Source organism: Paenibacillus sp. FSL H8-0317 (assembly GCF_045040685.1).
In the GTDB taxonomy this organism is placed as follows: Bacteria; Bacillota; Bacilli; order Paenibacillales; family Paenibacillaceae; genus Paenibacillus.
On the sequence record NZ_CP150294.1, the window covers coordinates 2,565,007 to 2,590,613 of the forward strand.

General features: G+C 44.9%; 29 protein-coding genes. All 29 read left to right on the plus strand.

The genetic code is table 11. The features are described from left to right. Position 1: 1 nt before the first annotated feature. Positions 2–1,018 carry a flagellar motor switch protein FliG gene (gene fliG / locus MHB43_RS12035; RefSeq protein ID WP_047842476.1) on the plus strand — a complete coding sequence of 339 codons (1,017 nt, stop codon included), beginning with the start codon at positions 2–4 and terminating at the stop codon, positions 1,016–1,018. Then, entirely contained in the window at positions 1,011–1,874 is an 864-nt protein-coding gene (locus tag MHB43_RS12040; RefSeq protein ID WP_221824183.1) for a FliH/SctL family protein, read from the plus strand. The genes fliG and MHB43_RS12040 overlap by 8 nt, the downstream gene beginning before the upstream one ends. Further along, the gene (fliI, locus tag MHB43_RS12045) at positions 1,861–3,180 is read left to right on the plus strand and encodes a flagellar protein export ATPase FliI (RefSeq protein WP_036609365.1); all 1,320 of its coding nucleotides are present in this window, start codon (positions 1,861–1,863) and stop codon (positions 3,178–3,180) included. The genes MHB43_RS12040 and fliI overlap by 14 nt, the downstream gene beginning before the upstream one ends. 11 nt (positions 3,181–3,191) lie before the next feature. Then, positions 3,192–3,644 carry a flagellar export protein FliJ gene (gene fliJ / locus MHB43_RS12050; RefSeq protein ID WP_076208901.1) on the plus strand — a complete coding sequence of 151 codons (453 nt, stop codon included), beginning with the start codon at positions 3,192–3,194 and terminating at the stop codon, positions 3,642–3,644. Positions 3,645–3,687: 43 nt separating this feature from the next. After that, complete coding sequence (locus tag MHB43_RS12055; RefSeq protein ID WP_221824181.1) at positions 3,688–4,629, plus strand: MotE family protein; 942 nt, start codon at positions 3,688–3,690, stop codon at positions 4,627–4,629. Positions 4,630–4,668: 39 nt separating this feature from the next. After that, positions 4,669–6,057 carry a flagellar hook-length control protein FliK gene (locus MHB43_RS12060; protein ID WP_405132035.1) on the plus strand — a complete coding sequence of 463 codons (1,389 nt, stop codon included), beginning with the start codon at positions 4,669–4,671 and terminating at the stop codon, positions 6,055–6,057. 19 nt (positions 6,058–6,076) lie between these two features. Continuing rightward, positions 6,077–6,634, plus strand: coding sequence for a flagellar hook capping FlgD N-terminal domain-containing protein (locus MHB43_RS12065; protein ID WP_221824179.1), 558 nt, complete (start codon positions 6,077–6,079; stop codon positions 6,632–6,634). Then, a complete protein-coding gene (locus MHB43_RS12070; protein ID WP_221824178.1) occupies positions 6,631–7,014 on the plus strand; it encodes a TIGR02530 family flagellar biosynthesis protein in 384 nt (127 codons plus the stop codon). Before MHB43_RS12065 ends, MHB43_RS12070 begins: the two co-directional genes overlap by 4 nt. A gap of 81 nt (positions 7,015–7,095) precedes the next feature. Further along, positions 7,096–7,911: a flagellar basal body rod protein FlgG gene (flgG, locus tag MHB43_RS12075; RefSeq protein ID WP_047842482.1), complete on the plus strand. Its 816-nt coding sequence runs from the start codon at positions 7,096–7,098 to the stop codon at positions 7,909–7,911. A 68-nt stretch (positions 7,912–7,979) separates the two neighbouring features. Beyond that, positions 7,980–8,201, plus strand: coding sequence for a flagellar FlbD family protein (locus MHB43_RS12080; protein ID WP_076208897.1), 222 nt, complete (start codon positions 7,980–7,982; stop codon positions 8,199–8,201). Next, positions 8,201–8,662: a flagellar basal body-associated FliL family protein gene (locus MHB43_RS12085; protein WP_339184059.1), complete on the plus strand. Its 462-nt coding sequence runs from the start codon at positions 8,201–8,203 to the stop codon at positions 8,660–8,662. Before MHB43_RS12080 ends, MHB43_RS12085 begins: the two co-directional genes overlap by 1 nt. A gap of 40 nt (positions 8,663–8,702) precedes the next feature. After that, on the plus strand, positions 8,703–9,701 hold the full coding sequence (gene fliM / locus MHB43_RS12090; RefSeq protein ID WP_221824176.1) for a flagellar motor switch protein FliM: 999 nt from the start codon (positions 8,703–8,705) through the stop codon (positions 9,699–9,701). Further along, positions 9,691–10,965 carry a flagellar motor switch phosphatase FliY gene (gene fliY, locus MHB43_RS12095; protein ID WP_150367668.1) on the plus strand — a complete coding sequence of 425 codons (1,275 nt, stop codon included), beginning with the start codon at positions 9,691–9,693 and terminating at the stop codon, positions 10,963–10,965. Before fliM ends, fliY begins: the two co-directional genes overlap by 11 nt. A 28-nt stretch (positions 10,966–10,993) precedes the next feature. After that, positions 10,994–11,359, plus strand: coding sequence for a response regulator (locus tag MHB43_RS12100; protein WP_017689175.1), 366 nt, complete (start codon positions 10,994–10,996; stop codon positions 11,357–11,359). 11 nt (positions 11,360–11,370) lie between these two features. After that, entirely contained in the window at positions 11,371–11,907 is a 537-nt protein-coding gene (locus MHB43_RS12105) for a flagellar biosynthetic protein FliO (protein ID WP_143760270.1), read from the plus strand. Further along, the gene (gene fliP, locus MHB43_RS12110; RefSeq protein WP_017689173.1) at positions 11,904–12,659 is read left to right on the plus strand and encodes a flagellar type III secretion system pore protein FliP; all 756 of its coding nucleotides are present in this window, start codon (positions 11,904–11,906) and stop codon (positions 12,657–12,659) included. Before MHB43_RS12105 ends, fliP begins: the two co-directional genes overlap by 4 nt. Positions 12,660–12,684: 25 nt before the next feature. Then, a complete protein-coding gene (fliQ, locus tag MHB43_RS12115; RefSeq protein ID WP_017689172.1) occupies positions 12,685–12,954 on the plus strand; it encodes a flagellar biosynthesis protein FliQ in 270 nt (89 codons plus the stop codon). A gap of 10 nt (positions 12,955–12,964) precedes the next feature. Then, positions 12,965–13,753, plus strand: coding sequence for a flagellar biosynthetic protein FliR (gene fliR, locus MHB43_RS12120; RefSeq protein ID WP_405132036.1), 789 nt, complete (start codon positions 12,965–12,967; stop codon positions 13,751–13,753). Positions 13,754–13,776: 23 nt separating this feature from the next. Continuing rightward, complete coding sequence (gene flhB, locus MHB43_RS12125; RefSeq protein ID WP_176872693.1) at positions 13,777–14,859, plus strand: flagellar biosynthesis protein FlhB; 1,083 nt, start codon at positions 13,777–13,779, stop codon at positions 14,857–14,859. 25 nt (positions 14,860–14,884) lie between these two features. Then, positions 14,885–16,918 (plus strand): flagellar biosynthesis protein FlhA, encoded by a 2,034-nt coding sequence (gene flhA / locus MHB43_RS12130; RefSeq protein ID WP_091017288.1) that lies wholly within the window; start codon positions 14,885–14,887, stop codon positions 16,916–16,918. Continuing rightward, entirely contained in the window at positions 16,915–18,267 is a 1,353-nt protein-coding gene (flhF, locus tag MHB43_RS12135; protein WP_339184072.1) for a flagellar biosynthesis protein FlhF, read from the plus strand. The genes flhA and flhF overlap by 4 nt, the downstream gene beginning before the upstream one ends. Beyond that, positions 18,264–19,151, plus strand: a complete 888-nt coding sequence (locus MHB43_RS12140; protein ID WP_076208891.1) for a MinD/ParA family protein — start codon at positions 18,264–18,266, stop codon at positions 19,149–19,151. The genes flhF and MHB43_RS12140 overlap by 4 nt, the downstream gene beginning before the upstream one ends. A gap of 32 nt (positions 19,152–19,183) precedes the next feature. Next, positions 19,184–20,626, plus strand: coding sequence for a chemotaxis-specific protein-glutamate methyltransferase CheB (gene cheB, locus MHB43_RS12145; protein ID WP_339184074.1), 1,443 nt, complete (start codon positions 19,184–19,186; stop codon positions 20,624–20,626). A 32-nt stretch (positions 20,627–20,658) separates the two neighbouring features. Continuing rightward, on the plus strand, positions 20,659–22,731 hold the full coding sequence (locus tag MHB43_RS12150) for a chemotaxis protein CheA (protein WP_221824171.1): 2,073 nt from the start codon (positions 20,659–20,661) through the stop codon (positions 22,729–22,731). A 41-nt stretch (positions 22,732–22,772) separates the two neighbouring features. Beyond that, the gene (locus MHB43_RS12155) at positions 22,773–23,234 is read left to right on the plus strand and encodes a chemotaxis protein CheW (protein WP_036609340.1); all 462 of its coding nucleotides are present in this window, start codon (positions 22,773–22,775) and stop codon (positions 23,232–23,234) included. Positions 23,235–23,244: 10 nt separating this feature from the next. Then, on the plus strand, positions 23,245–23,865 hold the full coding sequence (locus MHB43_RS12160) for a chemotaxis protein CheC (RefSeq protein ID WP_091034987.1): 621 nt from the start codon (positions 23,245–23,247) through the stop codon (positions 23,863–23,865). Then, positions 23,858–24,355, plus strand: coding sequence for a chemotaxis protein CheD (locus MHB43_RS12165; protein WP_017689162.1), 498 nt, complete (start codon positions 23,858–23,860; stop codon positions 24,353–24,355). Before MHB43_RS12160 ends, MHB43_RS12165 begins: the two co-directional genes overlap by 8 nt. A gap of 4 nt (positions 24,356–24,359) precedes the next feature. Then, complete coding sequence (locus MHB43_RS12170; RefSeq protein WP_076208888.1) at positions 24,360–24,803, plus strand: hypothetical protein; 444 nt, start codon at positions 24,360–24,362, stop codon at positions 24,801–24,803. Positions 24,804–24,818: 15 nt separating this feature from the next. Continuing rightward, entirely contained in the window at positions 24,819–25,607 is a 789-nt protein-coding gene (locus MHB43_RS12175) for a FliA/WhiG family RNA polymerase sigma factor (RefSeq protein WP_339184077.1), read from the plus strand.

Consider the following 25,607-nt stretch of genomic DNA (forward strand, 5'->3'; position numbering starts at 1 on the left):
ATTGGCGAAGGCAAGCAGTCAAGGTTTGACTGGAAGACAAAAAGCAGCAATTTTGTTGATTACATTAGGTCCGGAAGTATCGGCTCAGATCTTCAAACATCTGCGTGATGAGGAGATTGAGCAACTTACGTTGGAGATTGCCAACGTTCGCAAGGTTGATTCTTCCGAAAAGGACATGATCATGGCCGAGTTTCACCAGATCTGTCTGGCGCAGGAATATATCTCTCAGGGCGGTATCAACTATGCGAGAGAAATCCTGGAGAAAGCTCTGGGTTCATCAAAAGCACTTGAAGTCATTAATCGTTTGACAGCTACGCTGCAAGTTAGACCATTTGACTTTGCGCGCAAAGCAGATCCGAATCAAATTTTGAACTTTATTCAGAATGAAAGCCCGCAAACGATTGCCCTGGTTCTGTCTTACCTGCAATTCGAACAGGCAGCAGCGATTCTATCATCCTTGCCACAAGAGAAACAGGCAGATGTCGCTCGCCGGGTGGCTGTTATGGATAGTACTTCGCCAGAAGTTATCTCTCAAGTGGAGCGGGTTCTGGAACAGAAGTTATCTTCTACCGTAACACAGGATTACACCAATGCGGGTGGTATCGAATCGATCGTTCAGATTCTGAACGGAGTCGATCGGGGTACAGAGCGTACCATTTTGGACTCGCTTGAAATTCAGGATCCAGAGCTTGCAGAGGAAATCAAAAAACGTATGTTTGTATTCGAAGATATCGTCAATGTGGATGATCGTTCGATCCAGCGTATTATCCGGGATATCGACAACGCAGATCTGCAACTCGCACTCAAGGTGGCAAGCGAAGAGGTTCGGGATGCTGTGTTCCGGAACATGTCGAAGCGGATGTCCGAAACATTCAAAGAAGAGATGGAGTTCATGGGGCCTGTGCGATTGCGTGATGTTGAGGAAGCTCAGACACGCATTGTAGGAACGATACGGAGATTGGAAGAAGCCGGTGAGATCATTATCGCACGCGGTGGAGGAGATGATATCATTGTCTAATTTGATTAAATCTTTCCAGTATGTACCGGTTGATGACCGCAAAAAACTTGAAAATCACCATCATTATGGTGGTGCTGAGGAGTCTGAAACGGAATTATACGGTGATAGTGCTGAAGGTTCTGAGGCAGAAACGCTTCAAGCACGCGTGGACGAAGAAACGCAACGTCTTACCGCAGAAATGCTGGAAGATGCCAAGGAGTTTGCAGAAAAGCAAGTACGTGAAGCTTCAGAAGAGGCAGAACGCATGCTTCAAGAGGCCCGTGAACAGATCGACAGCTGGTGGCAGGAACAACGACAACAGGATGAACATCTGACCGAAGCGCTACGTTCACAAGGTTTTCAACAGGGTTTTGATGAAGGCAAAGTACAAGCTGAACTGGATCTCCAGGTGCAGATCGAAAAGATGATGATTGAAGCCCAGGAAGTGCTCAAGGAAGCTTATGTAGCTAAAGATCAGATCATTCAGGAAGCCGAACCGTTCCTCGTGGAGCTCGCTTGCGGGATCGCTGAGAAAGTCATTGATAAGCAACTTACCATTGAACCCGATCATACATTGGAACTGATTCGTCAGAGTTTGTCACGTAAACGGGAGCAGGGTTTGATCACACTCTGTGTGGCACCTGATCAGTTTACATTTGTACAGGCAGCTCGTGAAGAATTGTCTCTGTCTATTGACTCTCAGGCAGAATTGCAGATTTTGCCTGATTCAACGGTCAAAGATAAGGGATGTGTCATTCGTTCTTCGTTTGGAAGTGTAGATGCGAGAATTGATACACAGCTTGCTGAGATTAAAAAAGAACTGGTCCGCATAGCACTTGAGGATGAGGAGCGAAGAAATCAACATGAAGGTTCTTAGTTCACAGCGATATATGGAACATTTGCGCCAATTCGATCCTGTTCGTATTAACGGCAAAGTTACTCAGGTCATTGGTCTTATGGTGGAGTCAGAAGGGCCAGATGCAAGTATCGGTGACGTATGTTATATCTATCCTGGTAAATCGGCCAAGCCTCTTCAAGCCGAAGTTGTTGGGTTTCGAGATAACAAAGTGCTGCTTATGCCACTGGGTGAACTTCAATCCATCGGTCCTGGTTGTGATGTAGTAGGTACGGGTAAGCCACTTGGTGTTCAGGTAGGCTCCGAATTGCTTGGTAAAGTATTGGACGGACTTGGACAACCGCTGGACGGTTCCCTCCTTCCATCCAGAATGCCGATGTATTCTACCTCCAATACTCCGGTCAATCCAATGGATCGTCCACGTGTACTTGAAACGATGGGTGTTGGTGTAAGGGCTATCGATGGATTGCTGACCGTAGGTAAGGGACAGCGTGTGGGTATTTTTGCCGGTTCTGGTGTTGGTAAGAGTACTTTGATGGGCATGATCGCTCGTAATACAGCGGCGGATGTCAATGTCATCGCCCTTGTAGGTGAGCGTGGACGTGAGGTTCGCGACTTTATTGAACGGGATCTGGGTCCGGAAGGATTGGAACGATCCGTAGTCATTGTTGCAACATCAGATCAGCCTGCCCTGATTCGGATTAAGGGAGCAGTTATTGCAACCACCATTGCAGAGTATTTCCGAGATCGTGGAATGAACGTGATGCTTATGATGGATTCGGTTACTCGATATGCGATGGCTCAAAGGGAAGTCGGTTTGGCTGTAGGTGAACCTCCGGCAATGAGAGGATATACTCCATCGGTATTTGCGAGTTTACCCAAACTGCTTGAACGGGCAGGCACAGGGCCTACGGGTTCGATTACAGCCTTTTATACCGTTCTGGTTGATGGGGATGACATGAACGAACCGATCGCCGATGCGGTGAGGGGTATATTGGATGGCCACATTGTGTTAAACCGATCCATTGCAAATAAAGGTCATTTTCCAGCGATCGATGTACTAGCCAGTATAAGTCGTGTCATGAAGGATATTGCTCCGGAAGAGCAGCTTGAAGCCGTTAATAATATGAAACGTTTGATGGCTGTGTACAAAGAGTCGGAGGATTTGATCAATATTGGAGCTTACCAGCGGGGATCAAATGCAGCGATTGATGAATCCATAGACCAGATTGATAGTATATGGAACTTTACCAAGCAGAAAGTTGACGAGAAAGTCACCTTAAGTGAAGTGCAGGAACGTTTGATTCTTGAATTTGCAAGGAGATGAATGGTTAAGCGATGAAATTTCGATATCATTTCCAGAAAGTTGTTGACCTGAAGAGTAATGAAAAAACACAGGCAGAGTGGATGTTATCCACAGCGATCGGTAAACTTCAGACGGAGGAAGAGCATCTGATACAACTTCTGAACGATAGAAATAATCTGGTCGGGATTATCCAATCTGCTACGGAAAATACAGCGTCTGTAAACAGTCTGCAGGAGATGCAGCGATATGTACATCATCTTGACGAGTGCATTTCACGTAAAAACAATGATGTTAAACATGCTCAGGTCAATGTGCAGCGGAATCAGACGTTTCTGAACGGTAAGATGGTTGATGAAAAAGTATGGCTTGGAGCGAGAGACAAGGCCAAGATCAAATTTCAGCAGGATATGCTCCTCCGGGAACAGAACGATCTGGACGAGATGGCTACTGTACGCTTCGCTGCCAAAGCCGGACGCGCGAATTGATGTGAGCCGGACGCGAAGTTGTCTCGTGAAGGAGGAATGAACGATGGCTGTTAAAGACGATAGCGACATGGAAAAAGAATCGGGAGGCGGCTGGGAAAAATTTCTCATGATTTCCATCCCGATTGTATTCACCGTAGTATTGCTGGGCGTATTGCTTACGCTTTTTAATGTAGATATTCGTAATAATTTGTTCGAATTCGCCAACAAGATCCCGGTAGTTAAGGAATGGGTACCTGATCCTGTGCTGGACCCTGAGAAAGATAAGCTGGAGAAAAGTGAGCAGCAGGTTGAAAGTGCTGAAGCCACAATCGAAAAGCTGAAGTCCCAAGTTACGGCAAAAGAAACAGAACTTAAGGCAGCACAGGAAGCGACAACAACTGAAGCGAAGAAGGCCACGGACCTTCAGAAGAAGTTGGATGATGCGGAAAAAGCGGCTGAAACAGCTACGGCAGCAACGCCAGAAACAGAATCCGATTATCAAAAGCAAATCAAAGATTTAGCTAAAATGTATGCGGACATGAGTCCAAGCAAAGCTGCACCGATTTTGCAAAATATGACGAATGAGGAAATGGTATTGTTGTTGAATGCCATGCAGTCATCTGCTCGGACCAAGGTGCTTGAAAAGATGGACCCGAAAACAGCAGCCGATGTCACCATGATGATGAAGGATGCCAAACCGTCCGGGGATCTGGCGCTGGATGCGCTGCAATCCAGATTGAAGAAAGAAACCGCAGCAACTTCAACTGCATCCACAACCACAAGCAAAAACCTGGATAAAAACCAGCTTAGTCAAACATTTGCTTCGATGTCTGCTTCAAGTGGTGCCAAGCTATTATTGGAAACATACAAGCTAAGTCCTGACAAAACATTGACCATCCTGAATTCAGTAGATGATGCAACACGCTCTCAATTGCTTGAGAACATGTCTTCAGAGGACTCGGTTGAAACTGCAAAAATTTTGAACAAATTAATGGGCAACAAGTAGAACTGATTACACTGTATAACCGAGAGGAGGTGAAAATAAATGTCGATTGTATATCAAATGGCATCCACAGCATCTGCAAAAGCAACAGGGACAGTTCAGACAACCGGAGCACAATCGAAAGGTTCAGCTGTAGGTGCTAGCGGTGAATTTCTCCAAACTCTTGCACAATCGTTATCTGGAGGAAATACAGAAGGTGATAGTTCAAGCGCTACTGGAAGCTTAACTGCCAATCCGTTGGTGTTTTCCTTTGCTACAAGTGAAGAAGGAGAAGCGGCATCAATCACAGCTATACTGAATTCGTTGTTCACGGACTTGGATTCACTTGACGAAGCTTTGGAAAATGACCCAGCTCTACTTGCAGGTTTGCAAACTCTGATACAACAGCTGTATACACAATTAAGTAATCCTTCAGGTACTAATGCAGAAGGTTCTGACGAGTCTTCGAACGGAGCGGAAAGCGCAAAAACAGTACCCGCAATTGAATTGTCGCAGCATCCGGCAGCAGTACGTTTTGTTCTGCAAGATATGCTTACACAATTAGTGGCTGGAATGAATGATCCTGAGAGTAACGTTGCGAAGAACGCTCCTGAATTCAAACATCTGTTACAATCTCTGCAGAGTCAGCTTCAAGAGGCTGGAGTGGATACCACTAGTAACAAAGGATGGACTGAACTGAAATCCATACTGGATACATTGACTGCAGTTAAGGATCAGACTGCACAAGTCGCTACAAGTACTTCGCTTCAAACATCCAAACAGGATTCTGTTGTGCCACAAGTTATTGTTGCGGCAGTGGCGAATTCTGGAACCCAGGTGAAAGCTGAGGCTGAGACAACATCTGCTTCAAATGCAGGTGGAGAAGCGGAACACTCAACCATCATTACTGCAGGAGAGCTGTCTTTGCGTTCATCAGGTACAACAGCAGGAAAGCCGGCTGAACCTGTAATGCAAACATCACAGTTTGCCAAGGAAATGACACAGTTTGTTGTTAACAAGCTGGATATTGTCCAGCAAAAAGGATTTTCCGAGGCGACCATCTCACTTCGGCCTGAGCATTTAGGTAAGTTGGACGTTCAAATTACCATGCAGAACGGGCAGTTGGTTGCACGGTTTATGACTGAACATACGATGGCTAAAGACATGCTTGAACAACAAATGACGCAGCTACGTTCTTCACTTCAAGCCCAGGGAATTCAAGTGGAACGACTTGAGGTTACTCAGAACAGTTCAATCGGATCACAGATGTATCAGGACGGAGGCCGTCAGCCGGGAAGTAATTCTCAGCAACAACGCCGTTCGCGTGAGCGTGAGGAACAATCGGATGATGCTATAGCTACAGCAGGAATTCAAGAAGAATTGCGTAACTGGCGTAGCGAGCAAGTCGAAGGAAATGAATTACAGAGAGATACATTTAGTGCTAAGGCTTAAACAGAAATGAGGTGAGCAAATGGCTAATGAAATTGTTTCAACGAATAATACCTGGCCGAACTATTCGGCAGCCAATAAAGCAACTACAAGTGCTGCAACAAAAGAATTGGGTAAAGATCAGTTTCTAAAAATTCTGATTACCCAGCTGCAAAATCAAGACCCGATGCAGCCGATGGAGGATAAGGAATTTATCGCTCAAATGGCACAGTTCAGCTCAGTGGAACAACTGGTCAATATTTCTACCCAGCTCAAAACATTGAACCAGTCACTTGGTGCTGTATCCGGCATGATTGGCATGGAGGTAAGTTGGCTTTCTTCTAATAAAGATGATAACGGAACTCTTCGCCAGGGTATTGTAGATTCCATCATTGTAAGAGATAGCGTTCAATACGCAAAAGTGGGCAAAGACGAGATTAAGCTGGATGAGATCATTCAGGTGAATTATCCAAAACAGGCAGAAGAGAGTCAAACTCCGGTACAGAACGTTCAGGACGTAACCCCTGAAACGAACGAGAGCCAGCCAGTTGAATCATCCACTGAAACGGGTGACACGGAAGATAGCGGGAAAACGATATGAGTGATCGCATAACGGTTGGACAATTATACGCAGGCCCGATTACACCGAATATGCTTCAAAGACCCAAAACGGGAGAAGCTTCGGTCATACCCGAAAAACCTTTTGCAAAGGTGCTGGAAGATAATCTTCTGAAATTGAGCAATCATGCTGCCAAACGATTGGAACAGCGTGGTATTGAACTCAAGACCGAGCAAATGGAACAGATTGGTTCTGCTTTGGACAAAGCTGCTGCTAAAGGAGCCAAAGAGTCATTGATTTTAATGCAGGATATGGCTTTTATCGTCAATGTCAAAAATCGTACTGTGGTTACAGCTATGGATAGTGAGAGCATGAAGGATAATGTGTTCACTCAGATTGATAGTGCCGTAATCATTTCTTAACCGGCTGGCCCTTCTCGGGAGCCGGAATGCCGCTGACCGACTGATGCGGTAACCAAATGAAGACTGGGAGGATTTTTTAAAATGATAAAATCAATGTACTCAGGCGTTTCCGGGATGCGGGGTTTCCAAACAAAACTCGACGTAATTGGTAACAATATTGCGAACGTAAACACGGTTGGCTTCAAAGGCAGTCGGGTTATGTTCAAAGATATTATGAGCCAAACAACGGCAGGGGTAACTGCCCCTGGCGATGCAAGTGGTGGTGTCAATGCGAAACAAATCGGTCTTGGTGTAACGGTAGGTTCAATTGATACGCTGCATCTGGCAGGTAGCCCAATGACAACGAATAATCCAACAGATCTTCGGATTAATGGAGATGGATTCTTCTTGGTACGTTTGAGTGAAGATCAGGAAATACCTTACCTGACTCGTGCAGGGGATTTCCATGTGGATGCTGCACGTAACCTTTTGACTTCGGATGGATTGTTTGTTCTGGATAATGGTGGTGGAAATATTACGATACCGGATGATGTGGTTTCCTTCACGATAGGTCAGGATGGAACAATTAACCAAACCATGGCAGACGGAACCATCGAAGCAGGTCCACAGCTTGGAATAGGTAAAGTTGTCAATCCAGAAGGCCTTGAGAAAATTGGGGGCAACTTGTACCGTATGACAGCAAACGCGAATCCGGATGGGGCGCTGGAACCATTAACAGCGAACAGTGCTGAGGACGGAACAGGAGCAATCATTGCTGGACAGCTCGAGATGTCTAACGTGGATCTGACAGGAGAGTTTACTGAGATGATTGTAGCTCAACGTGGATTCCAGGCAAACTCCCGGATCATTACAACGTCGGATGAAATACTTCAGGAAGTTGTTAACCTGAAACGTTAATAGCTGATTAATGAATTTTTAAAACGTGGGGGAGCTTGCTCCTCCCACTCTGATCAAGGGGGCTTAGCATGATTTCGGTTACGCGGTTAAATGGTTCTCCCATGTGGTTAAATGCGCTGATGGTTGAAATTGTGGAAGAGACGCCGGATACGTATATTACTCTGGTAACTGGAAAGAGACTGATTGTGCTTGAAAAAGCCGATGACGTTATTTCCAAGATTAAAGATTACAACCGTGAAATCGGGGTTCAGGCAGCCACTATTAAAGTGCAGCAAACGGAGGAATCCTGATGAAAAAAATGATGCCCTGGCTTGCAACAATGTTGCTGGCGATAACACTCATTGTGGTGGTTGTGTTTGTATTTATGCAAGGACAGAACGGAAATAAGGACGACACACATACGGCGGCAGCTACTGAAGAAAAAAAAATGACTGCGGATGAAATTGTAGAAGTATCGTCAGAGCTTGCACAGATTAAAACGAATCTGGCCGATCCGGATCGTATTATTATGGTTAGTTTTTCTTTCAAGTTATCTGACAAAACAGCCAAAGAAGATTTTGAAAAAATCAAAAGCATTACGGTGAAGCCCATTATTATTCAGGCACTTGCAGACACCAAGGCTGAGGAACTGAATTCGGCCAAGGGTATGAAACAATTCAATGAGAAACTGACAGGTCTAATTAATGAGGCATTGCCTGAGCCGAAATTGAAAAGCACTAGTTTTTCAGACATTGTGATAGCAACGATGTAAATGAACAGAACATGCTGTAGACCTGTAAGGGGGTGAGAACATGGTGGATGTATTATCACAAAATGAGATTGACGCCCTATTAGCAGCCCTTTCTTCTGGTGAAATGGACGCAGAAGAATTGAAGAAGGAAGAAACTCAGAAGAAAATTAGATCGTACGATTTTAAGCGGGCAGTGCGTTTTTCCAAAGACCATATCAGAAGCTTGACTCGTATTCACGAAAACTTTGCACGCTTTCTCACCACTTATTTTTCAGCCCAACTGCGGACGTTCGTTCAAATCAATGTCGTTCAGGTCGAACAGTTGCCTTATGATGAGTTTATCCGTTCTATTCCTAAGATGACGATATTGAACATTTTTGAAGCGGAGCCACTACAGGGACGAATGGTGATGGAAGTCCATCCAAACGTGGGATATGCGATGTTGGATCGCCTTCTTGGTGGAACCGGGAGTGCTCCAACAAAGATTGCATCGATGACGGAGATTGAAACGACCATCATGGAACGAATATTCAGCCGTGCATTTGAAAGTTTGCAAGAAGCATGGAAGACCGTGTTGGATATTACCCCGAGGATGGAAGCGCTCGAGACCAATCCGCAATTTATGCAGATTGTATCTCCCAATGAGACCATTGCTCTGATCTCGCTCAGTACCAAAATTGGTGACACGACAGGCATGATCAATCTATGTATACCGCATGTCGTTCTTGAACCTATTATGTCACGGTTGTCAACTCATCAGTGGTTTGTTTCGGAGAAGAAAACGAGAGCTCCGGAGGAGTATGATGCTCTAAAAGAGCGTGTGAACAAAGCCAAGTTACCCATCGTTGCGGAATTGGGAGAATCGAGAATTTCAATTGCAGAATTTCTGGGTCTGTCCGTTGGTGATGTCATTACGTTGAACAAACCAGTTGATGAGGGACTTTCCATTAAAGTGGGTGACAAACTGAAATACATGGGCAGTCCGGGGACAATCAAGGACCGTGTGGCTGTGCAAATAGACGAGATTGTCACCGAAGGAGTTGAAGAATTTGACGAGTAAGGATTATTTATCCCAGGAAGAAATCGATGCTTTGCTCAGGCAATCGGAATCGATAAACAGCTCGGAACCCGCCGAAAAGACGGTTGATGATTTTTTGACCGAGCTGGAGCAGGATGCCTTGGGGGAGATTGGTAACATTACATTTGGTAGCGCGGCAACAGCCTTGTCCACGCTATTAGGCCTCAAAGTAGATATTACAACACCTAAAGTTTCTATCATTAGTCGAACGCAGTTTGAAGAAGCTTTTCCTAAGCCGCATGTTGCCGTTCATGTGAATTACGTGGATGGATTCGAAGGCATTAACTCACTTGTTATCAAGAAGAGAGATGCTCAAGTCATCGCTGATTTGATGCTGGGTGGTGAAGGAAATCCGGTCGATGAAGAACTGAATGAAATCCATATTAGTGCGGTACAGGAAGCGATGAACCAGATGATGGGTTCCTCTGCAACCTCAATGTCCACGATTTTTAATCGTTTTGTGAATATTTCCCCTCCGGGTATCGATATTCTCAATCTGGAGAGTGGAGAGGGTGTAAGTAATCTTCCAGCAGATGAGACGCTCATCCAGGTTTCATTTCGCTTATTAATCGGGGATCTGATCGATTCCAATCTGATGCAGTTGCTACCAGTGCATTTTGCCAAAAACATGGTAGACATGCTGATTGGAGGCGCTCAGGAGTCAACTGCCAGCGCACCAGTGGCATCAACACCTGAACCTGCGCCAGCAGCTGTACCAGCAACGCCGCCACCGGTTGCAGAGCAGCCGCCCGTTCAACACCAACAGGCTCCACAGGCTCCACAACAGCCTGCTCAGGACTATAACGGATATGGACAGGCCCCGATGGGTATGCCTCAAGGAATGCCGCCACAGCAGCCGTATGGCATGCCCCCGCAGCAACCTTATGGTGCACCTCAACATTACGGTGGAATGCCAAATAGGAATGTTAACGTACAACCAGTTCAATTCGCCAATTTGCAAAACGGGGCGTATGGTCAGGTAGACGAAAACAATTTGAATTTATTGATGGACATTCCCCTTAAGGTCACCGTAGAATTAGGAAGGACCCAGAAGCAAATTAAAGATATTTTGGAACTGTCACAGGGTTCGATTGTCGAACTGGATAAGTTAGCCGGGGAACCTGTCGATATTTTGGTGAATAACAAACTGATCGCCAAGGGAGAAGTTGTCGTTATTGACGAAAACTTTGGTGTTCGTGTTATAGATATCGTTAGCCAATGGGACCGAATTCAGAAATTACAATAAGCACAATTTAGGGAGGACTTGAATCAAGATGGCAAACCGAATTTTAGTCGTAGACGACGCTGCATTTATGAGAATGATGATCCGGGACATTTTGTCCAAAAATGGATATGAGGTTGTTGGTGAGGCACAGGATGGCTCACAAGCAATTGAGAAATTTAAAGAGCTTCGTCCGGATCTGATCACAATGGATATTACGATGCCTGAGATGGATGGCATTGCAGCTTTGAAAGAAATCAAGAAGATTGATGCTAACGCTAAAGTAATTATGTGCTCCGCGATGGGGCAACAAGCGATGGTAATCGACGCTATTCAAGCAGGTGCCAAAGACTTTATCGTTAAACCTTTCCAATCTGACCGGGTTATCGAAGCGATCAGCAAGACACTGGGCGTTTAAGAGACATGATGATGGCTCAGGGTGATATTCCAGGAGGAGCTGGCGTGGGAACCAATTATTATTTACAGCTTGTATGGGTGATTGTTGTCCTGGCCGTCATCCTGGCCCTTATTGTTTATCTGATCCGTTTTTTAAACAAACGGAATCAGCAAATGTTCCGGCACGGCACAATTCGTACCCTGGGCGGGGTTGGACTGGGGCAAAACAAGTCGCTGCAAATTATTGAAATTGGTGGAAGTGTATATCTGCTTGGTGTAGGTGAAGACATTCAGTTGGTAGATAAGGTTTCAGATCTGGAAGAGGCGCAAAGAATCATTGATTCCTTCGAACGAGATGCTGCTGCACAACAAGGGAATCTCTCACCTCTCATTGCCAAGCTCACAAAACGTTTCCGTAGAGAAGAACCGCCGCGGGAAATGGAACTAGAGGACACAACTTCTTTTCACGAAATGTTTGAATCCAAACTTCGGCAGATGCCTAACCGTAAAGAGAAGATGGAAAAGCTCCTGGATAAAGACAATACTACAGATCGGTCGAGGGATTCATGAAGAAAAAGATTTGGTTAGCGTGTTGTTTATTAGGACTTATCAGTCTGGCATCTGTAACGGTTGCCTTTGCCGAACCCATTCCGAATATTGATATTCAGATTGGAAACGGTGATGGAGGGACACCAAGCACGAGTTCACTGTCCATCATTCTGTTAATTACGGTGCTTAGTATTGCTCCAGCAATGCTTGTACTGATGACCAGTTTTACTCGGATTGTGATTGTGCTCGGTTTTATACGTACATCTTTAGGTACACAACAAATGCCACCGAATCAGGTGCTAGTCGGTTTGGCGCTATTTCTGACACTTTTCATTATGTCGCCGACGTTGTCTTCCATAAATCAGGTAGCGCTTCAGCCCTATCTCCAGGGAGAGCTTACGCAAACCGAGGCACTTGAAAAAGCAGCTGATCCCATAAAGAAATTTATGTTTAGTCATACCAGAGAAAAAGATCTGTTACTGTTTATGAAGTACAATCAGACTGAACAACCAAAGACCTATCAGGATATCCCAATTACTGTTATGGTGCCGGCATATGTAATCAGTGAGTTGAAGACAGCATTCCAGATGGGGTTTATGATTTTTATTCCGTTTCTGGTTATAGACATTGTTGTCGCGAGTACACTCATGGCAATGGGGATGATGATGCTTCCGCCGGTCATGATCTCATTACCTTTCAAAATACTGCTCTTTGTCCTTGTAGACGGGTGGTATCTGGTTGTCAAGTCACTGTTACTGAGTTTTAATACTTGATCCGGAAAGTTAAAGGAGGACGGTCATGACTTCGGAATTTATTATCGGTCTGGCCGGGAAAGCGGTATACACGTCATTGCTGGCCAGCGCACCCATGCTTATACTAGCTCTGGTTGTAGGACTTGCAATCAGTATTTTTCAAGCGACAACTCAAATTCAGGAACAAACATTAGCTTTTGTGCCCAAGATTGTTGCCGTACTTCTGTCAGTACTTTTGTTTGGACCTTGGATCTTAAATATCTTGGTCGATTTTACGTTTAACATTCTCGATAATCTATACAGATACATAGGGTAGGCTTTAGCAGATGGAGACATTGTTGCAAAGTTTCCCTGTCGCTCTGCTTATGTTTTGTCGAATCACATCATTTTTTGTAACTGCGCCAGTTTTTTCGGCTCGAAATGTGCCGGCTTCAGTTAAAATAGGTATCTCTGCATTTGTCACATTATCTGTCTATCTGATTTACGGAATAGACCAGACCGTACCCACAGACCTGAGTTATGTCTTATTGATCATCAGAGAGATTTTAATTGGCTTGCTTTTAGGTTTTGTGGCTTTTCTGTTGATGACGGCTGTTCAGACTGCGGGGACCTTTATCGATCTACAGATCGGTTTTGGTATGGCCAATGTATACGATCCAATGACAGGTGCTTCAGCTCCACTTACGGGTAACTTGAAGTATGCATTTGCTATGCTTCTGTTTCTGACGATGAATGGTCACCATTATTTGCTGGATGCGATAGTCTACAGTTACCGGTGGGTACCATTATCTAATGTATTTTTCCTACGGTTGGCAGATGGAAGTATTGCTGAATTTTTGTTTCAGACCTTAGGTCAATCATTTATGCTGGCTTTTCAGATGTCGGCTCCAATTGTAGTTGCGTTGTTTTTGACGGATGTTGGATTGGGTTTTTTGGCCAAAACTGCTCCTCAATTTAATGTATTTGCAGTTGGGTTGCCGCTTAAGTTACTCGTTGGTCTTGCTATTTTGCTTTTGCTGGTTCCCAGTTTCTCCTTTGTATTTAGTCAATTGTTCGAAGCGATATTCAGATCGATGGAAAAATTGCTTGGAACCATTGGACAAAGGCCCGGCTGAGTGAAACGGAGGAAAAGACACGGATGAAACTTCAACTCGACCTCCAGTTGTTTTCAGGGGAGAAGACGGAGAAAGCTACCCCGAAAAAGAGACAGGATACACGAAAAAAAGGACAGGTTGTAAAAAGCGCTGAACTATCTGGCGCCTCCATTCTCCTAATCGTGTTTTTGATCATGATGGTATTCAGCAATTTCTATAAAGAACGTATAGTTCGTCTGTTTACAGATATCTTCATCAATCGATTGAGTATGGATATCACCGGAGAGAATGTGATGGCGCTTATGATGCGCTATGGCATTGAAGTTTTGTTATTGATCGCTCCCGTTTTGCTGGGTGCGTTACTGGTTGCTTTGATCGTTAACTACATGCAAGTTGGTTTTCTTCTTGTAGGGGAAGGATTGAAGCCAAAACTTGAGAAACTGGACCCGATTAAAGGTTTCAAAAATATATTCTCTCTCCGCTCATTAGTGGAATTTGCTAAATCCATTTTGAAAATGTCGATTATCGGTTATCTCGTTTACAGTACAATTAAAGGCTACCAGTCAGATATTGCATCACTTTCTCATTTTTCATTGGATGCTATTTTACATTTCGCTGCGTCGATCACTTTAAGTCTTGGTATCAAGATTGCAGTGGCATTAATGATACTTGCGATATTTGATTACATGTATCAGAAGTATGACCATGAGAAGAAGATTCGCATGTCCAAGCAGGACATTAAGGATGAGTACAAGAAAATGGAAGGCGATCCGCTGATCAAAGGTAAAATTCGGGAACGTCAGCGTCGTATGGCTATGCAGCGTATGATGCAGGAAGTGCCGAATGCGGATGTAATCATCACGAACCCGACCCACTTCGCGGTTGCGCTAAAGTATGAAGGTTCCGAGATGGAGGCACCGCAGATTATTGCCAAAGGTCAGGATTATGTCGCCTTGCGTATTAAGGAAATTGCCAAAGAAAACGGTGTTATTACGATGGAAAACAAGCCGTTAGCACGAGCATTGTTCCAGAGAGCCGAGATTGGTGACGCTATACCGGCCGATTTGTTTCAAGCGGTAGCCGAAGTGCTGGCTTATGTATATAAACTAAAGGGCAGAACGAAATAAAAGGGGATCGGAGGCCGTACATTCATTGAAGATTAAAGATATAGCTGTCCTTGCGGGTATCATTGGCATTGTGTTGATGATGATTCTCCCGATCCCGCCCTGGCTGTTGGACTTGTTGCTGGTCGTGAATATTTCAATTGCTCTGATGATACTCCTTGTTGCCATGAACAGCAAAGAAGCGTTGCAGTTTTCTATTTTTCCAGCTTTGCTGTTGATCACTACACTATTCCGACTGGCACTGAACATTTCGACAACCAAGCTAATCCTTGGTGATGGGGATGCCGGAGCTGTAGTTGCTACCTTTGGTAGCTGGATTGCTGGTGGGCAAATTGCGATTGGATTTATTGTGTTTTTGATCCTCGTTGTCGTTCAGTTTATCGTTATTACAAAGGGGTCTGAGCGCGTAGCTGAAGTTGCTGCCCGATTCACCCTCGATGCGATGCCTGGTAAACAAATGAGTATTGATGCGGATCTGAATGCGGGTCTGATCAACGAGCAACAAGCTCGTGAGCGTCGTTCCAAAATTGAACGTGAAGCCGATTTCTATGGAGCGATGGATGGAGCAAGTAAATTCGTAAAAGGTGACGCAATTGCAAGTATTATCATCCTCCTGATCAATCTCATTGGTGGATTTATAATCGGTATGACTGTGCATGGGATGGCTTTTGCAGATGCAATGTCAACGTACTCTGTACTGACGATCGGAGATGGATTGGTAAGCCAAATCCCTGCTCTGCTTATTTCCACAGCAGCAGGACTTATCGTCACCAGAGCGTCATCCGAAGGAAACCTGGCAGATGATATTACAGGGCAACTGTTTACATATCCAATACTTATTTATATCGTAGCTTTCGTTATCGCCATGCTCGGTTTCTTCACACCCATTCATGTTATTACTACGCTTCCGTTGGCAGGTGTGTTGGCATATGCCGCGTGGCGTATGCAGAATAATCTGAATTTGAAACAAGTAGCGGAAGAACAGTTGGAAGAAGAACAGCAGATTGAAGAGGTTAGAAGTCCTGAAAGTGTAATTAACCTGCTTCAGGTGGACCCTATTGAGTTTGAATTTGGTTATGGTTTAATCCCGCTTGCTGATAATCAGCAGGGTGGGGACTTATTGGATCGGATCATTATGATTCGGAGGCAGTGTGCTCTTGAACTTGGGTTGGTCGTTCCGGTCATACGGATTCGAGACAATATCCAGCTAAGACCCAATGAGTATGTTATCAAAATCAAGGGTAATGTGGTAGGCGGAGGAGAACTGTTGCTGAATCATTACCTTGCCATGAGTCCTGGCTATGATGAGGAGTCTGTGACAGGTATTGAAACGACGGAGCCTGCTTTTGGACTTCCGGCACTATGGATTGATGAAGTAACCAAAGACAGAGCGGAACTTGCAGGATATACGGTCGTTGATCCGCCTTCCGTTGTGGCTACACATCTGACGGAACTGATTAAGAAACATGCGCATGAGTTACTTGGAAGACAAGAGACAAAAGCACTTGTGGATAATCTCAGAGAGAACTATTCTGCCCTTGTGGATGAACTGATCCCTTCTCTACTTTCCATTGGTGATGTACAGAAAGTGCTTGCCAAGTTATTGCGTGAGAAAATATCTATTCGGGATATGGTTACCATCTTCGAGACACTGGCTGACTATGGTACGTATACGAAGGATCCTGATGTGCTGACTGAATACGTCAGACAATCCCTCTCACGTCAGATTACTCAGCAGTTCTCTCAAAAAGGTGAGACACTTCGAGTGATCACGGTTGGACCTGGTCTTGAGAAGAAAATTGCTGAAAGTGTGCAACAATCGGATCAAGGCAGTTATCTGGCGCTGGACCCTGTATCTACACAAAGTGTATATCAGAAGCTCAGTGAACAAGTGAACCGTTTGATTCAATCAGGTCAGCAACCTGTTGTATTAACTTCTCCAACCATTCGGATGTATCTGCGTCAGGTTATTGAACGTACTATGCAGGACATTCCTGTGCTTTCCTACAGCGAGTTGGAGCCGAATGTTGAAATTCAAAGTATCGGGGTGGTGAACTTATGAGAGTAAAACAATACGTTGTTGAGACCATGCCCGAAGCTATGCTTCAAATTCGCAAAGACCTGGGAAGTGATGCCGTTATTCTGTCTACCAAAGAGATTAAGGTGGGCGGTGTAATGGGAATGTTTCGCAAAAAACGGATCGAAGTTGTAGCTGCAGTGGATAAGGAAGAAAACAAGCAAACAACAAAGCCAGTACAAAATCAATTCACAACTGTACCTCGTGCATTTGTACCTGAGGCTTATCGGCAAACAGCTCGTTCGTTTGTTGCGGCTTCTGATGAGTCGGCGACAATGAGTACAGGTGATCAAAGTGCACAGGACCAATCTGCGGCTGCGCCGTCTGTGTTTGAATCGCGTAATATCGGTTCAGACATAGACAGCGGCTCTGGTTCTTCGAGCACGGATCATAAACCGCGACCGCAAGGGGCGGATTTTTCGGGTTCAGCAACTGGTCCAAAGCCAACAGGTTCAGACCTGCAGCAGGATAAGTTGATGACTGAATTGCAGGATCTTAAACAGATGGTGACCAGGCTTTCAAAGCAAGGTACTTCTGCGGACCCTGTGCCAGAGGAACTGCATACGATCCGAGAACGTTTGACAGAACAAGATGTGTGGCCTGAAGTATGGGAATCCTGGTTTGATTCAATTCAAGCAAAATGGTCTGAGGATGGATTGAAAGAACAGGATGTAGAGCAAATAGTGAAGCTTGAGGTTATGCACTTTTTGGAGCAACGTATTGAAGAAGGCATTCTTCCTACCACGCGAATCGTCTATGTAGCTGGACCAACCGGTGTAGGGAAAACAACGACAATTGCAAAATTGGCTGCTGAACAAATGTTCAAAAAACAGCGTAAAGTTGGATTCATTACATCAGATACGTATCGGATCTCGGCGGTAGAACAGCTTAGAACATATGCATCTATACTGAATGTTCCACTTGAGGTGGTACAATCACCCGGTGATACACAACGTGCCATCTCTCGATTAGAGAATTGTGATTTGATTTTTATGGATACAGCGGGTAGAAACTACAGAAATGAATTACTTGTTTCGGAATTGCAAAGTTTGCTTGCTCCTGTAGAGAATAGCGAAACCTTTCTGGTCATGAGTATGACTTCCAAAAGTGCTGATATGGTTCAGATCACGGAACATTTCAGTAAATATGGTCTAGATAAGGTGATTTTCACCAAAATGGATGAGACTGGGAGTTGCGGTCCGTTATTTAACTTGTTACACCGTTTTCCACTCAAGCTCGCATATGTGGCAAATGGACAAAATGTTCCGGACGATTTGTTGAAGCCGGATGCAGATTCGTTGTCTAAACAGTTGCTGGGAGAATGGTCACAATGAAGGATCAGGCAGCTGCACTTCGAAGTATGGTCTCCGCGCCATTGGAATTGGAAGGCATTGAGCGAGATATTCGATCCTCGAAAATCATTACTGTGGCCAGTGGTAAGGGAGGTGTTGGTAAATCCAATTTCACACTGAACTTTGCCTTGGCATTGCAGGCTTTGGGGCAAAAGGTACTTGTATTTGATGCTGATATTGGAATGGCTAATATTGATGTTCTTATGGGTACGTCTTCTTCCTATAATCTTTACCACCTGTTGTACCGACATAAATCCATAAGGGAAATCATACAACTGGGTGCCAGTGGCTTGCCTTACATTGCTGGGGGATCAGGCATGAAAGAGTTGTTCTCATTGTCTGATCGTGATCTGGAGTTTTTCGCCAGTCAAGTCGAGGATATTGCCCAGGAAATGGATTATGTCATCTTTGACACTGGGGCAGGACTCTCCAGAGAGAATATGAAGTTCATCGGTGCTGCTGATGAATGCCTGATTATAACTACACCTGAACCGACTTCAATAACCGATGCTTATGCTTTAGTCAAAGTTATGCACGGCCAGGAAAATGCTACGCCCTTTCGGATGATCGTTAACCGGGTGGAAGACGAACGAGAAGCGGAACGGGTGGCAGATAAAATAGCTGGAGTGGCGAGGCGGTTTTTGCAGACGGATATTCCGCTACTTGGGTATATTTCAGAAGACGCCCAGGTAGTCAAGGCGGTTAAAAGGCAAATGCCCTATAGTCTGGCTTATCCCAATGCCAAAGCCTCCAAAGATATAGAGAAACTTGCTCTTCGTTATCTGGCTGTACCTGCAACTCCGGGATCCGGAACCTTGACAGGAATCAGGGGATTTATGAATAAGTGGCTTAAACGAACAACATGATTTCTGAATAAAGGAAACAGGGGTGACACAACATGGCGGTGTATCAAGTATTGGTTGTCGATGATTCCGCTTTTATGCGTAAGATTGTTACGGATTTGATCCAAGCGGATCCGGAATTCAAGGTTACGGCAACGGCATCAAACGGTAGAGAAGCGATTCAAAAATCACTGGAATTGAAACCAGATATTATTACAATGGACGTTGAGATGCCCGAAATGAATGGGTTGGATGCTTTAAAATCAATTATGAAGGAATCTTTCGTTCCTGTGATTATGCTCTCTGGTATCAATGAACAAGGTATGAAAGAAACCATTATGGCGCTTGAAGCCGGGGCATTTGACTTCATTCGCAAACCATCTATTTCACATGACCAGGATATTGCTCAAGTCGGTAAAGCCTTGGTTGAGCGCATGCGTGCTGCGATGAATGAGATCAAAAGAAAAGCTGATCGTGAGTTATCCATGAAAAATAGAGACATGTTGCGAGGAGCAGTTGCTCCCCCAACTCAGCCAGTGCAGAAAGAACTGCCGGCTAGGGATCGAGCGGAACCTGTAAAAAAAACGGTCGAACCTGTCCAGACGAGTCAACACTCTCTTCGAGAGCGGACTGAAGCTTTTCAGGCCAAGTCAAAGAAAACAATTGAACCATTGTCACCTTCAAAACCAAGTCGCGTAGAGAACAAATCAGAGCCTTTGCCGAAGGCTGAGCGTAATCTGGGGACGAAGGCAGAAAAAGCAGTGAGGTCAGCTAATACGGTACAGACTCCAAAGGAAGTTCGACTACCTAATGCAGCTAGAGTGGCAGCCGATCAAATAGCGGCAACTTCTGCCTCTGCAAAAGCCAAGGATGTAATCAAGCCTAATCCTGTCCCCAAAGGTGGAGGGGGGCTGGAAGGACCATTCAACAAACTTGTGGCAATAGGTTGTTCTACGGGTGGACCGAGGGCTCTCAAAACATTGCTTGAGCAGTTGCCTGCTGATTTGCCTGCACCGGTTATTATTGTGCAGCATATGCCGCCCAACTTCACACGTTCTCTGGCTCAACGATTAAATACATTCAGTCCACTGCATGTGGTTGAAGCTGAAGAGGGCATGGTTCTGAAAAAAGGAACTGCCTATATAGCACCCGGCGGATTCCATGTGAAAGTTAACAAAACAGCAGACGGGAAGTTTATCGTGAAGCTGACTGAAGATCAACCAGTGAATGGCCATAGACCTTCAGTGGATACGATGTTTGAGTCACTTCTGCCGTTTACATCTTTACAAAGGCATCTTGTTTTGCTCACGGGAATGGGAAGTGATGGAGCACGTATGATGAAGAGATTATACGAAGCTGGAGTTACATCAACCTTTGCCGAGAATGAAGAAACATGTGTTGTATATGGTATGCCGCGTTCTGCTGTAGAGCTGCAATGCGTTCGTCATCTTCTGCCATTGCAGGAGATTGCGTCTAAACTTGTTCAAGCAGTGAAATAACGGAGTGTAACTCACGGAGGAGGTGCCTCACAATGGACATGAACCAATATTTATCCATGTTTATTGATGAGTCTAATGATCATCTGCAATCGCTTAACGAAAACATGCTTCAACTTGAAGGCAATCCGGAAGACCTGGGCATAGTTCAGGTTATATTCCGCTCTGCTCATACCTTGAAGGGTATGGCAGCAACTATGGGCTTTGAAGATTTGGCATCACTGACACATAAAATGGAAAATGTGTTGGATCTGGTTCGTAATGAGAAGTTGAAAATGCAGGATTACATTTTTGATACCATGTTCAAGAGTCTGGATGCTTTGGAAACCATGGTTCAGGATATTACCGAAGGTGGACAAGGTAAAGCAGATGTGTCGGCAATCGTAGCTTCACTTCAGGCCATTGAAAATGGTGAAATGACAAATGGAGACGGACCTGCTACAGAAACAAACAAGCCAGCTAACGCTTCAATTTCTTCGGCTGTGGAGCTGGATGAATTCCAATATTCAGTGCTGGATCAGTCGATCGCCGAAGGTCATCGTGTGTTCTACGTGGATGTGCTTGTTAGCGAGCATAGCCAGTTAAAAGGTGTACGGGCTTATATGGTCTTTGATATGCTGGAACGTTCAGGTGAAGTCGTTAAGGCTTACCCATCCGTTCAGGATATTGAGCAGGAGAAGTTTGAGCGCAGTTTCTCGTTGTATTACATAACAACTAAAGAGGCGCACGAACTGGAAGAAGGCATCATGAGTATCTCTGAAATTGAAAGTGCGAAGCTCATTCAACTGGATCAGGAGACTCTTCAGCAGATGGCCAATCAGGTAGCAGCTACAGTTGAAGCGCCACCCGCACCAACAGCTGTAGCTGAGGTTGCTTCGCCGGATAAGAATTCTGTACCGAAAGAAGAAGCCACAACGGTACCAGCTAAAACAGCTGCACCGAAGCAAGCTGCTGCACCTTCACGTACCATTCGTGTGGATATTGAACGTCTCGACGTATTGATGAACCTGTTCAGCGAATTGTTGATTGACCGTTCACGTCTGGAGCAACTGGCCAGTGAAACAGGCAACAATGATTTATCCGATACAGTAGCTCATTTAAGTCGAGTTAGCACAGATTTGCAAAATATTGTACTGAAATTGCGGATGGTTCCGGTAGATACTGTATTTAATCGATTCCCGCGCATGATCCGTGATCTGGCTAAGACACTTGATAAAAAAATCGATCTGGTGATTACAGGTGCTGAGACGGAACTGGATCGTACGGTAATTGATGAGATTGGTGATCCGCTTGTGCATTTACTGCGTAACGCGGTTGACCATGGTGTGGAATCCATTGCAGAGCGTGTAGCTGCAGGTAAACCAGAGATGGGAACAGTAAACCTGCGTGCCTTCCACAGTGGGAATCACGTATTTATCGAGATTGAAGATGATGGTAAAGGTATCTATCGCGACAAGCTTTTGAAAACCGCGATCAAACGTGGTGTTGTAACCGAAGAACAAGGTGCCAAGATGAGTGACGATGAAGTAAATCAACTGTTGTTCGCACCTGGTTTTAGTACTGCTGATATTATCTCGGATATCTCTGGCCGTGGCGTTGGCTTGGATGTAGTAAAATCGAAGATCACTTCGCTTGGCGGTAATGTAACCATTCATTCAACTCCAGGCAAAGGCACGAACTTCTCTGTTCAGCTTCCATTGACTCTATCCATTATTGCTGCAATGCTTGTACGACTTGGTTCAGAGAAATACGCTGTTCCGTTGTCCTCCATTGTAGAGACGGCCATTGTACAACGTGAGCAAGTTCGTAATATTCACGGCAATAAAATGATCACGTTCCGTGAGTCACTGATTCCGTACTTGTCCTTGAGCGAAGTTTTCTCCGTACCGGATTTCAATGACGCTGATGAGCCGGAAACAGAAATTGTCGTGATTCGCAAAGGCGACCGTCTTGCAGCCGTAGCTGTTGAAGAATTTATTGGACAGAGTGAGATTGTTCTCAAATCAATGGGAACCTATCTTCCTGCTATTGAAGGAATCTCTGGAGCAACCATTCTCGGAGATGGACAAGTAGCCCTGATTCTTGATCCTAATGCATTTATTAAATAAGCATAGAGCTAAGTCTTACATTTAATAGGGAGGTTTTTTACATGGAAGAAGAGTTGAAAGTCATCGTCTTTAAATTGGGTTCCGAAGAGTATGGTATTGAGGTAGATAAGGTTCAGACGATTGAGCGCATGATGCCAATTACCCGTGTTCCCAAGACACTTTCCTTTGTAAAAGGAGTTATTAATCTACGCGGTGTTGTAATTCCGGTCATTGATCTACGCGGTCGTTTCTCCCTTCCGGAAACGGAATACACGGATCAGACTCGTATTGTTATCGTAGGTGTAGACGACATGCAAGTTGGCTTTATCGTAGATTCTGCCAATGATGTTATTGATATCAAGAGCAGTGCAATCGATAGCCCACCAGAAGTGGTTGGCGGCGTCAAAGCAAGATACCTGCGAGGTGTTGCTAAATTGGAGGATTCACGCTTGTTGATTATGCTCAACCTAAACGAAGTATTAAATAAAAGCGAGATTGTACAGCTGGAAAGTGTTGAGGGCTAGTACCGTGGAGATGTTCAACCGATTTGAGGTATTCCAGATGGATGTGCTCAAAGAGGTCGGTAACATTGGAGCAGGCAACGCCGCAACGGCGTTGTCTCAACTCCTCAACAGACCGATTGACATGGGTGTACCTACAGTACAAATGCTCCCTTTTGAAGAAGTTGCCGAAAAAGTGGGCGGAGATGAACGCATCGTGGTTACCGTGTTTCTTCGTGTAGAGGGCGAAGCACCGGGAAATCTTTTCTTTATGATGACACCAGAGGCTGCTAAAATGTTGTTGAATAGACTTGCCGGGTTTGATCTGAAAGAAGGACTGGCTTTTACAGATATGGAACAATCAGCGCTTTCCGAAATTGGAAATATTTTGGCTGGATCCTATCTTTCTTCTTTGGCAGATTTCACGAAGTTGTCTATGTATCCAACTGTTCCTGGACTTGCCATCGACATGGCGGGAGCCATTCTAAGTTATGGCTTGCTGCAATTTGGCGAGATGGGTGACGCTGCATTGTTGATTGACACATCTTTCTTTGAAGGTGAAGATCAAGTTGAGGGTCAGTTTTTCCTCATTCCGGATCCACCATCCTTTGCAAAGATATTTGAATCGCTAGGGGTGCCACTGAGCCATGATTGAGGACAAAAGCGTCGTTAAAGTCGGTATGGCGGATTTAAACATCGCTCATCTTCCTGGTGTAATCCGTACGACGGGCTTGGGCTCGTGTGTGGGATTAACAATGTATGACCCACATTTGAAGCTGGCTGGAATGGCGCATGTCATGCTTCCTACTTCAGAGATCGCCCGTGAAGGGAAACTGAACACTGCGAAATATGCGGATACGGCGTTGCCTGAGCTTTTGGAAAAGATGATAAAACTAGGCGCTTCTCACTCACGTATTGTGTCTAAAATGGCCGGGGGCTCTCAGATGTTTGCCTTTGCTGGCGCTGGAGATACAATGCGCATTGGACCAAGGAATGCAGATTCTTGTCGAGAGTGGCTTCAAAAACTCAATATCCCTCTTCTAGCAGAAGATACGGGTGGGAATTATGGACGAACGATTGAGATGGACTGTGAAACTGGACTTTTGACTATTCGAAGTGTACAAATGGGTGTAAAGGAATTATAAGACTATGATAGGAAACTACCGCATTAATCTTGGAGCAGGCATCGTTGGGTTTATTCTTACTTTTTTTGTAGCGTACAGCAGCAATGTGCTGATGACCAGTTTAATTCGCGGATTGATCGGATTCGTAGCCTGGTTTGTCCTTGCATATGGTTTACGCTGGGGATTGGGATTGCTGCTGAACCCTCAGATCGAGGGAAATGGGTATGGTTATGATTCACCAAATGCTCAAGATCAAAGAGGTTCACAGGTGGACATTAAAATCGAAGACGATGGACAAGAGCTGAATGATTTGCTCAAGAGTGGACAGAACGCTTCATCTGGGGACGATCTTCCGCCATCTGAGACGAAAGCTCCAACGGGATTCGCCCCTTTGGATCCGCCTAAACTTGTCCGGACCAAGGATCCGGAGGAATTGGCGCAGGCCGTTCGTCACCTGACAGACAAATAAGGAGGGTGAAAGCAATTGAACGAGCGTAAAGCTTCACATTTGAACCATTCTGATCTGTGGGAAAAGTGGAAAGAACATGGAGATCTTGATGCCAAGAAAACGTTGATTGAAAAGTATCTTCATATTGTAAATTATGTATCCGGTCGACTGGCTGTTGGTTTACCCAAAAATGTTCCCAAGGATGACTTGGAGAGCAATGGCGTTATGGGGTTAATTGATGCATTGGAGAAGTTCGACTATGAACGTGGTCTGCAATTTGAAACTTATGCATCATGGAGGGTCCGCGGAGCCATTCTTGACGGTCTGCGTCAAGGAGATTGGGTTCCGCGTTCTGTGCGTGAGAAGGCCAAGCGAATTGAAGACGCCTACCAACAGCTGGAACAAAGTTATCTGAGGTCTGTTAGTGATGAGGAAATGAGCGAGTACCTGGACGTGTCCACTAAAGATTTTCAACATATGCTTCAGGAAGTGGCAGTCATGTCACTTTGCTCGCTGGAGGACCCAATTCGTGAGGAAGAGTCTGAGACTCGTCTGTCTTTGATGGTGGATGAGAAAGCCAAAAACCCGGATTATAAAGTGAATGAGTTTTATTTGAAGGAAGCTTTGGTGCAAGGGCTTGACAAGTTGACGGTAAAAGAGAGAACGGTTGTTTCACTCTTGTATTACGAAGATCTTTCTCTTAGTGAAATTGCTGAGGTTATGTCTCTTTCTCCGTCTCGTATATCCCAGTTACATTCCAAGGCAATATTACGATTACGCGGCACGTTGGACAAACAGAAAGATTTGTTGATGCGTAAAGATTAA

Excerpts from the sequence above, each read along its gene's own strand:
- fliI (WP_036609365.1), top strand. The coding sequence starts at position 1,861 with ATGAAGGTTCTTAGTTCACAGCGATATATGGAACATTTGCGCCAATTC.
- fliJ (WP_076208901.1), top strand. The coding sequence starts at position 3,192 with ATGAAATTTCGATATCATTTCCAGAAAGTTGTTGACCTGAAGAGTAAT.
- MHB43_RS12055 (WP_221824181.1), top strand. The coding sequence starts at position 3,688 with ATGGCTGTTAAAGACGATAGCGACATGGAAAAAGAATCGGGAGGCGGC.
- MHB43_RS12060 (WP_405132035.1), top strand. The coding sequence starts at position 4,669 with ATGTCGATTGTATATCAAATGGCATCCACAGCATCTGCAAAAGCAACA.
- MHB43_RS12065 (WP_221824179.1), top strand. The coding sequence starts at position 6,077 with ATGGCTAATGAAATTGTTTCAACGAATAATACCTGGCCGAACTATTCG.
- MHB43_RS12070 (WP_221824178.1), top strand. The coding sequence starts at position 6,631 with ATGAGTGATCGCATAACGGTTGGACAATTATACGCAGGCCCGATTACA.
- flgG (WP_047842482.1), top strand. The coding sequence starts at position 7,096 with ATGATAAAATCAATGTACTCAGGCGTTTCCGGGATGCGGGGTTTCCAA.
- MHB43_RS12080 (WP_076208897.1), top strand. The coding sequence starts at position 7,980 with ATGATTTCGGTTACGCGGTTAAATGGTTCTCCCATGTGGTTAAATGCG.
- MHB43_RS12085 (WP_339184059.1), top strand. The coding sequence starts at position 8,201 with ATGAAAAAAATGATGCCCTGGCTTGCAACAATGTTGCTGGCGATAACA.
- fliM (WP_221824176.1), top strand. The coding sequence starts at position 8,703 with ATGGTGGATGTATTATCACAAAATGAGATTGACGCCCTATTAGCAGCC.
- MHB43_RS12100 (WP_017689175.1), top strand. The coding sequence starts at position 10,994 with ATGGCAAACCGAATTTTAGTCGTAGACGACGCTGCATTTATGAGAATG.
- MHB43_RS12105 (WP_143760270.1), top strand. The coding sequence starts at position 11,371 with ATGGCTCAGGGTGATATTCCAGGAGGAGCTGGCGTGGGAACCAATTAT.
- fliP (WP_017689173.1), top strand. The coding sequence starts at position 11,904 with ATGAAGAAAAAGATTTGGTTAGCGTGTTGTTTATTAGGACTTATCAGT.
- fliQ (WP_017689172.1), top strand. The coding sequence starts at position 12,685 with ATGACTTCGGAATTTATTATCGGTCTGGCCGGGAAAGCGGTATACACG.
- fliR (WP_405132036.1), top strand. The coding sequence starts at position 12,965 with ATGGAGACATTGTTGCAAAGTTTCCCTGTCGCTCTGCTTATGTTTTGT.
- flhB (WP_176872693.1), top strand. The coding sequence starts at position 13,777 with ATGAAACTTCAACTCGACCTCCAGTTGTTTTCAGGGGAGAAGACGGAG.
- flhF (WP_339184072.1), top strand. The coding sequence starts at position 16,915 with ATGAGAGTAAAACAATACGTTGTTGAGACCATGCCCGAAGCTATGCTT.
- MHB43_RS12140 (WP_076208891.1), top strand. The coding sequence starts at position 18,264 with ATGAAGGATCAGGCAGCTGCACTTCGAAGTATGGTCTCCGCGCCATTG.
- cheB (WP_339184074.1), top strand. The coding sequence starts at position 19,184 with ATGGCGGTGTATCAAGTATTGGTTGTCGATGATTCCGCTTTTATGCGT.
- MHB43_RS12150 (WP_221824171.1), top strand. The coding sequence starts at position 20,659 with ATGGACATGAACCAATATTTATCCATGTTTATTGATGAGTCTAATGAT.
- MHB43_RS12155 (WP_036609340.1), top strand. The coding sequence starts at position 22,773 with ATGGAAGAAGAGTTGAAAGTCATCGTCTTTAAATTGGGTTCCGAAGAG.
- MHB43_RS12160 (WP_091034987.1), top strand. The coding sequence starts at position 23,245 with ATGTTCAACCGATTTGAGGTATTCCAGATGGATGTGCTCAAAGAGGTC.
- MHB43_RS12165 (WP_017689162.1), top strand. The coding sequence starts at position 23,858 with ATGATTGAGGACAAAAGCGTCGTTAAAGTCGGTATGGCGGATTTAAAC.
- MHB43_RS12170 (WP_076208888.1), top strand. The coding sequence starts at position 24,360 with ATGATAGGAAACTACCGCATTAATCTTGGAGCAGGCATCGTTGGGTTT.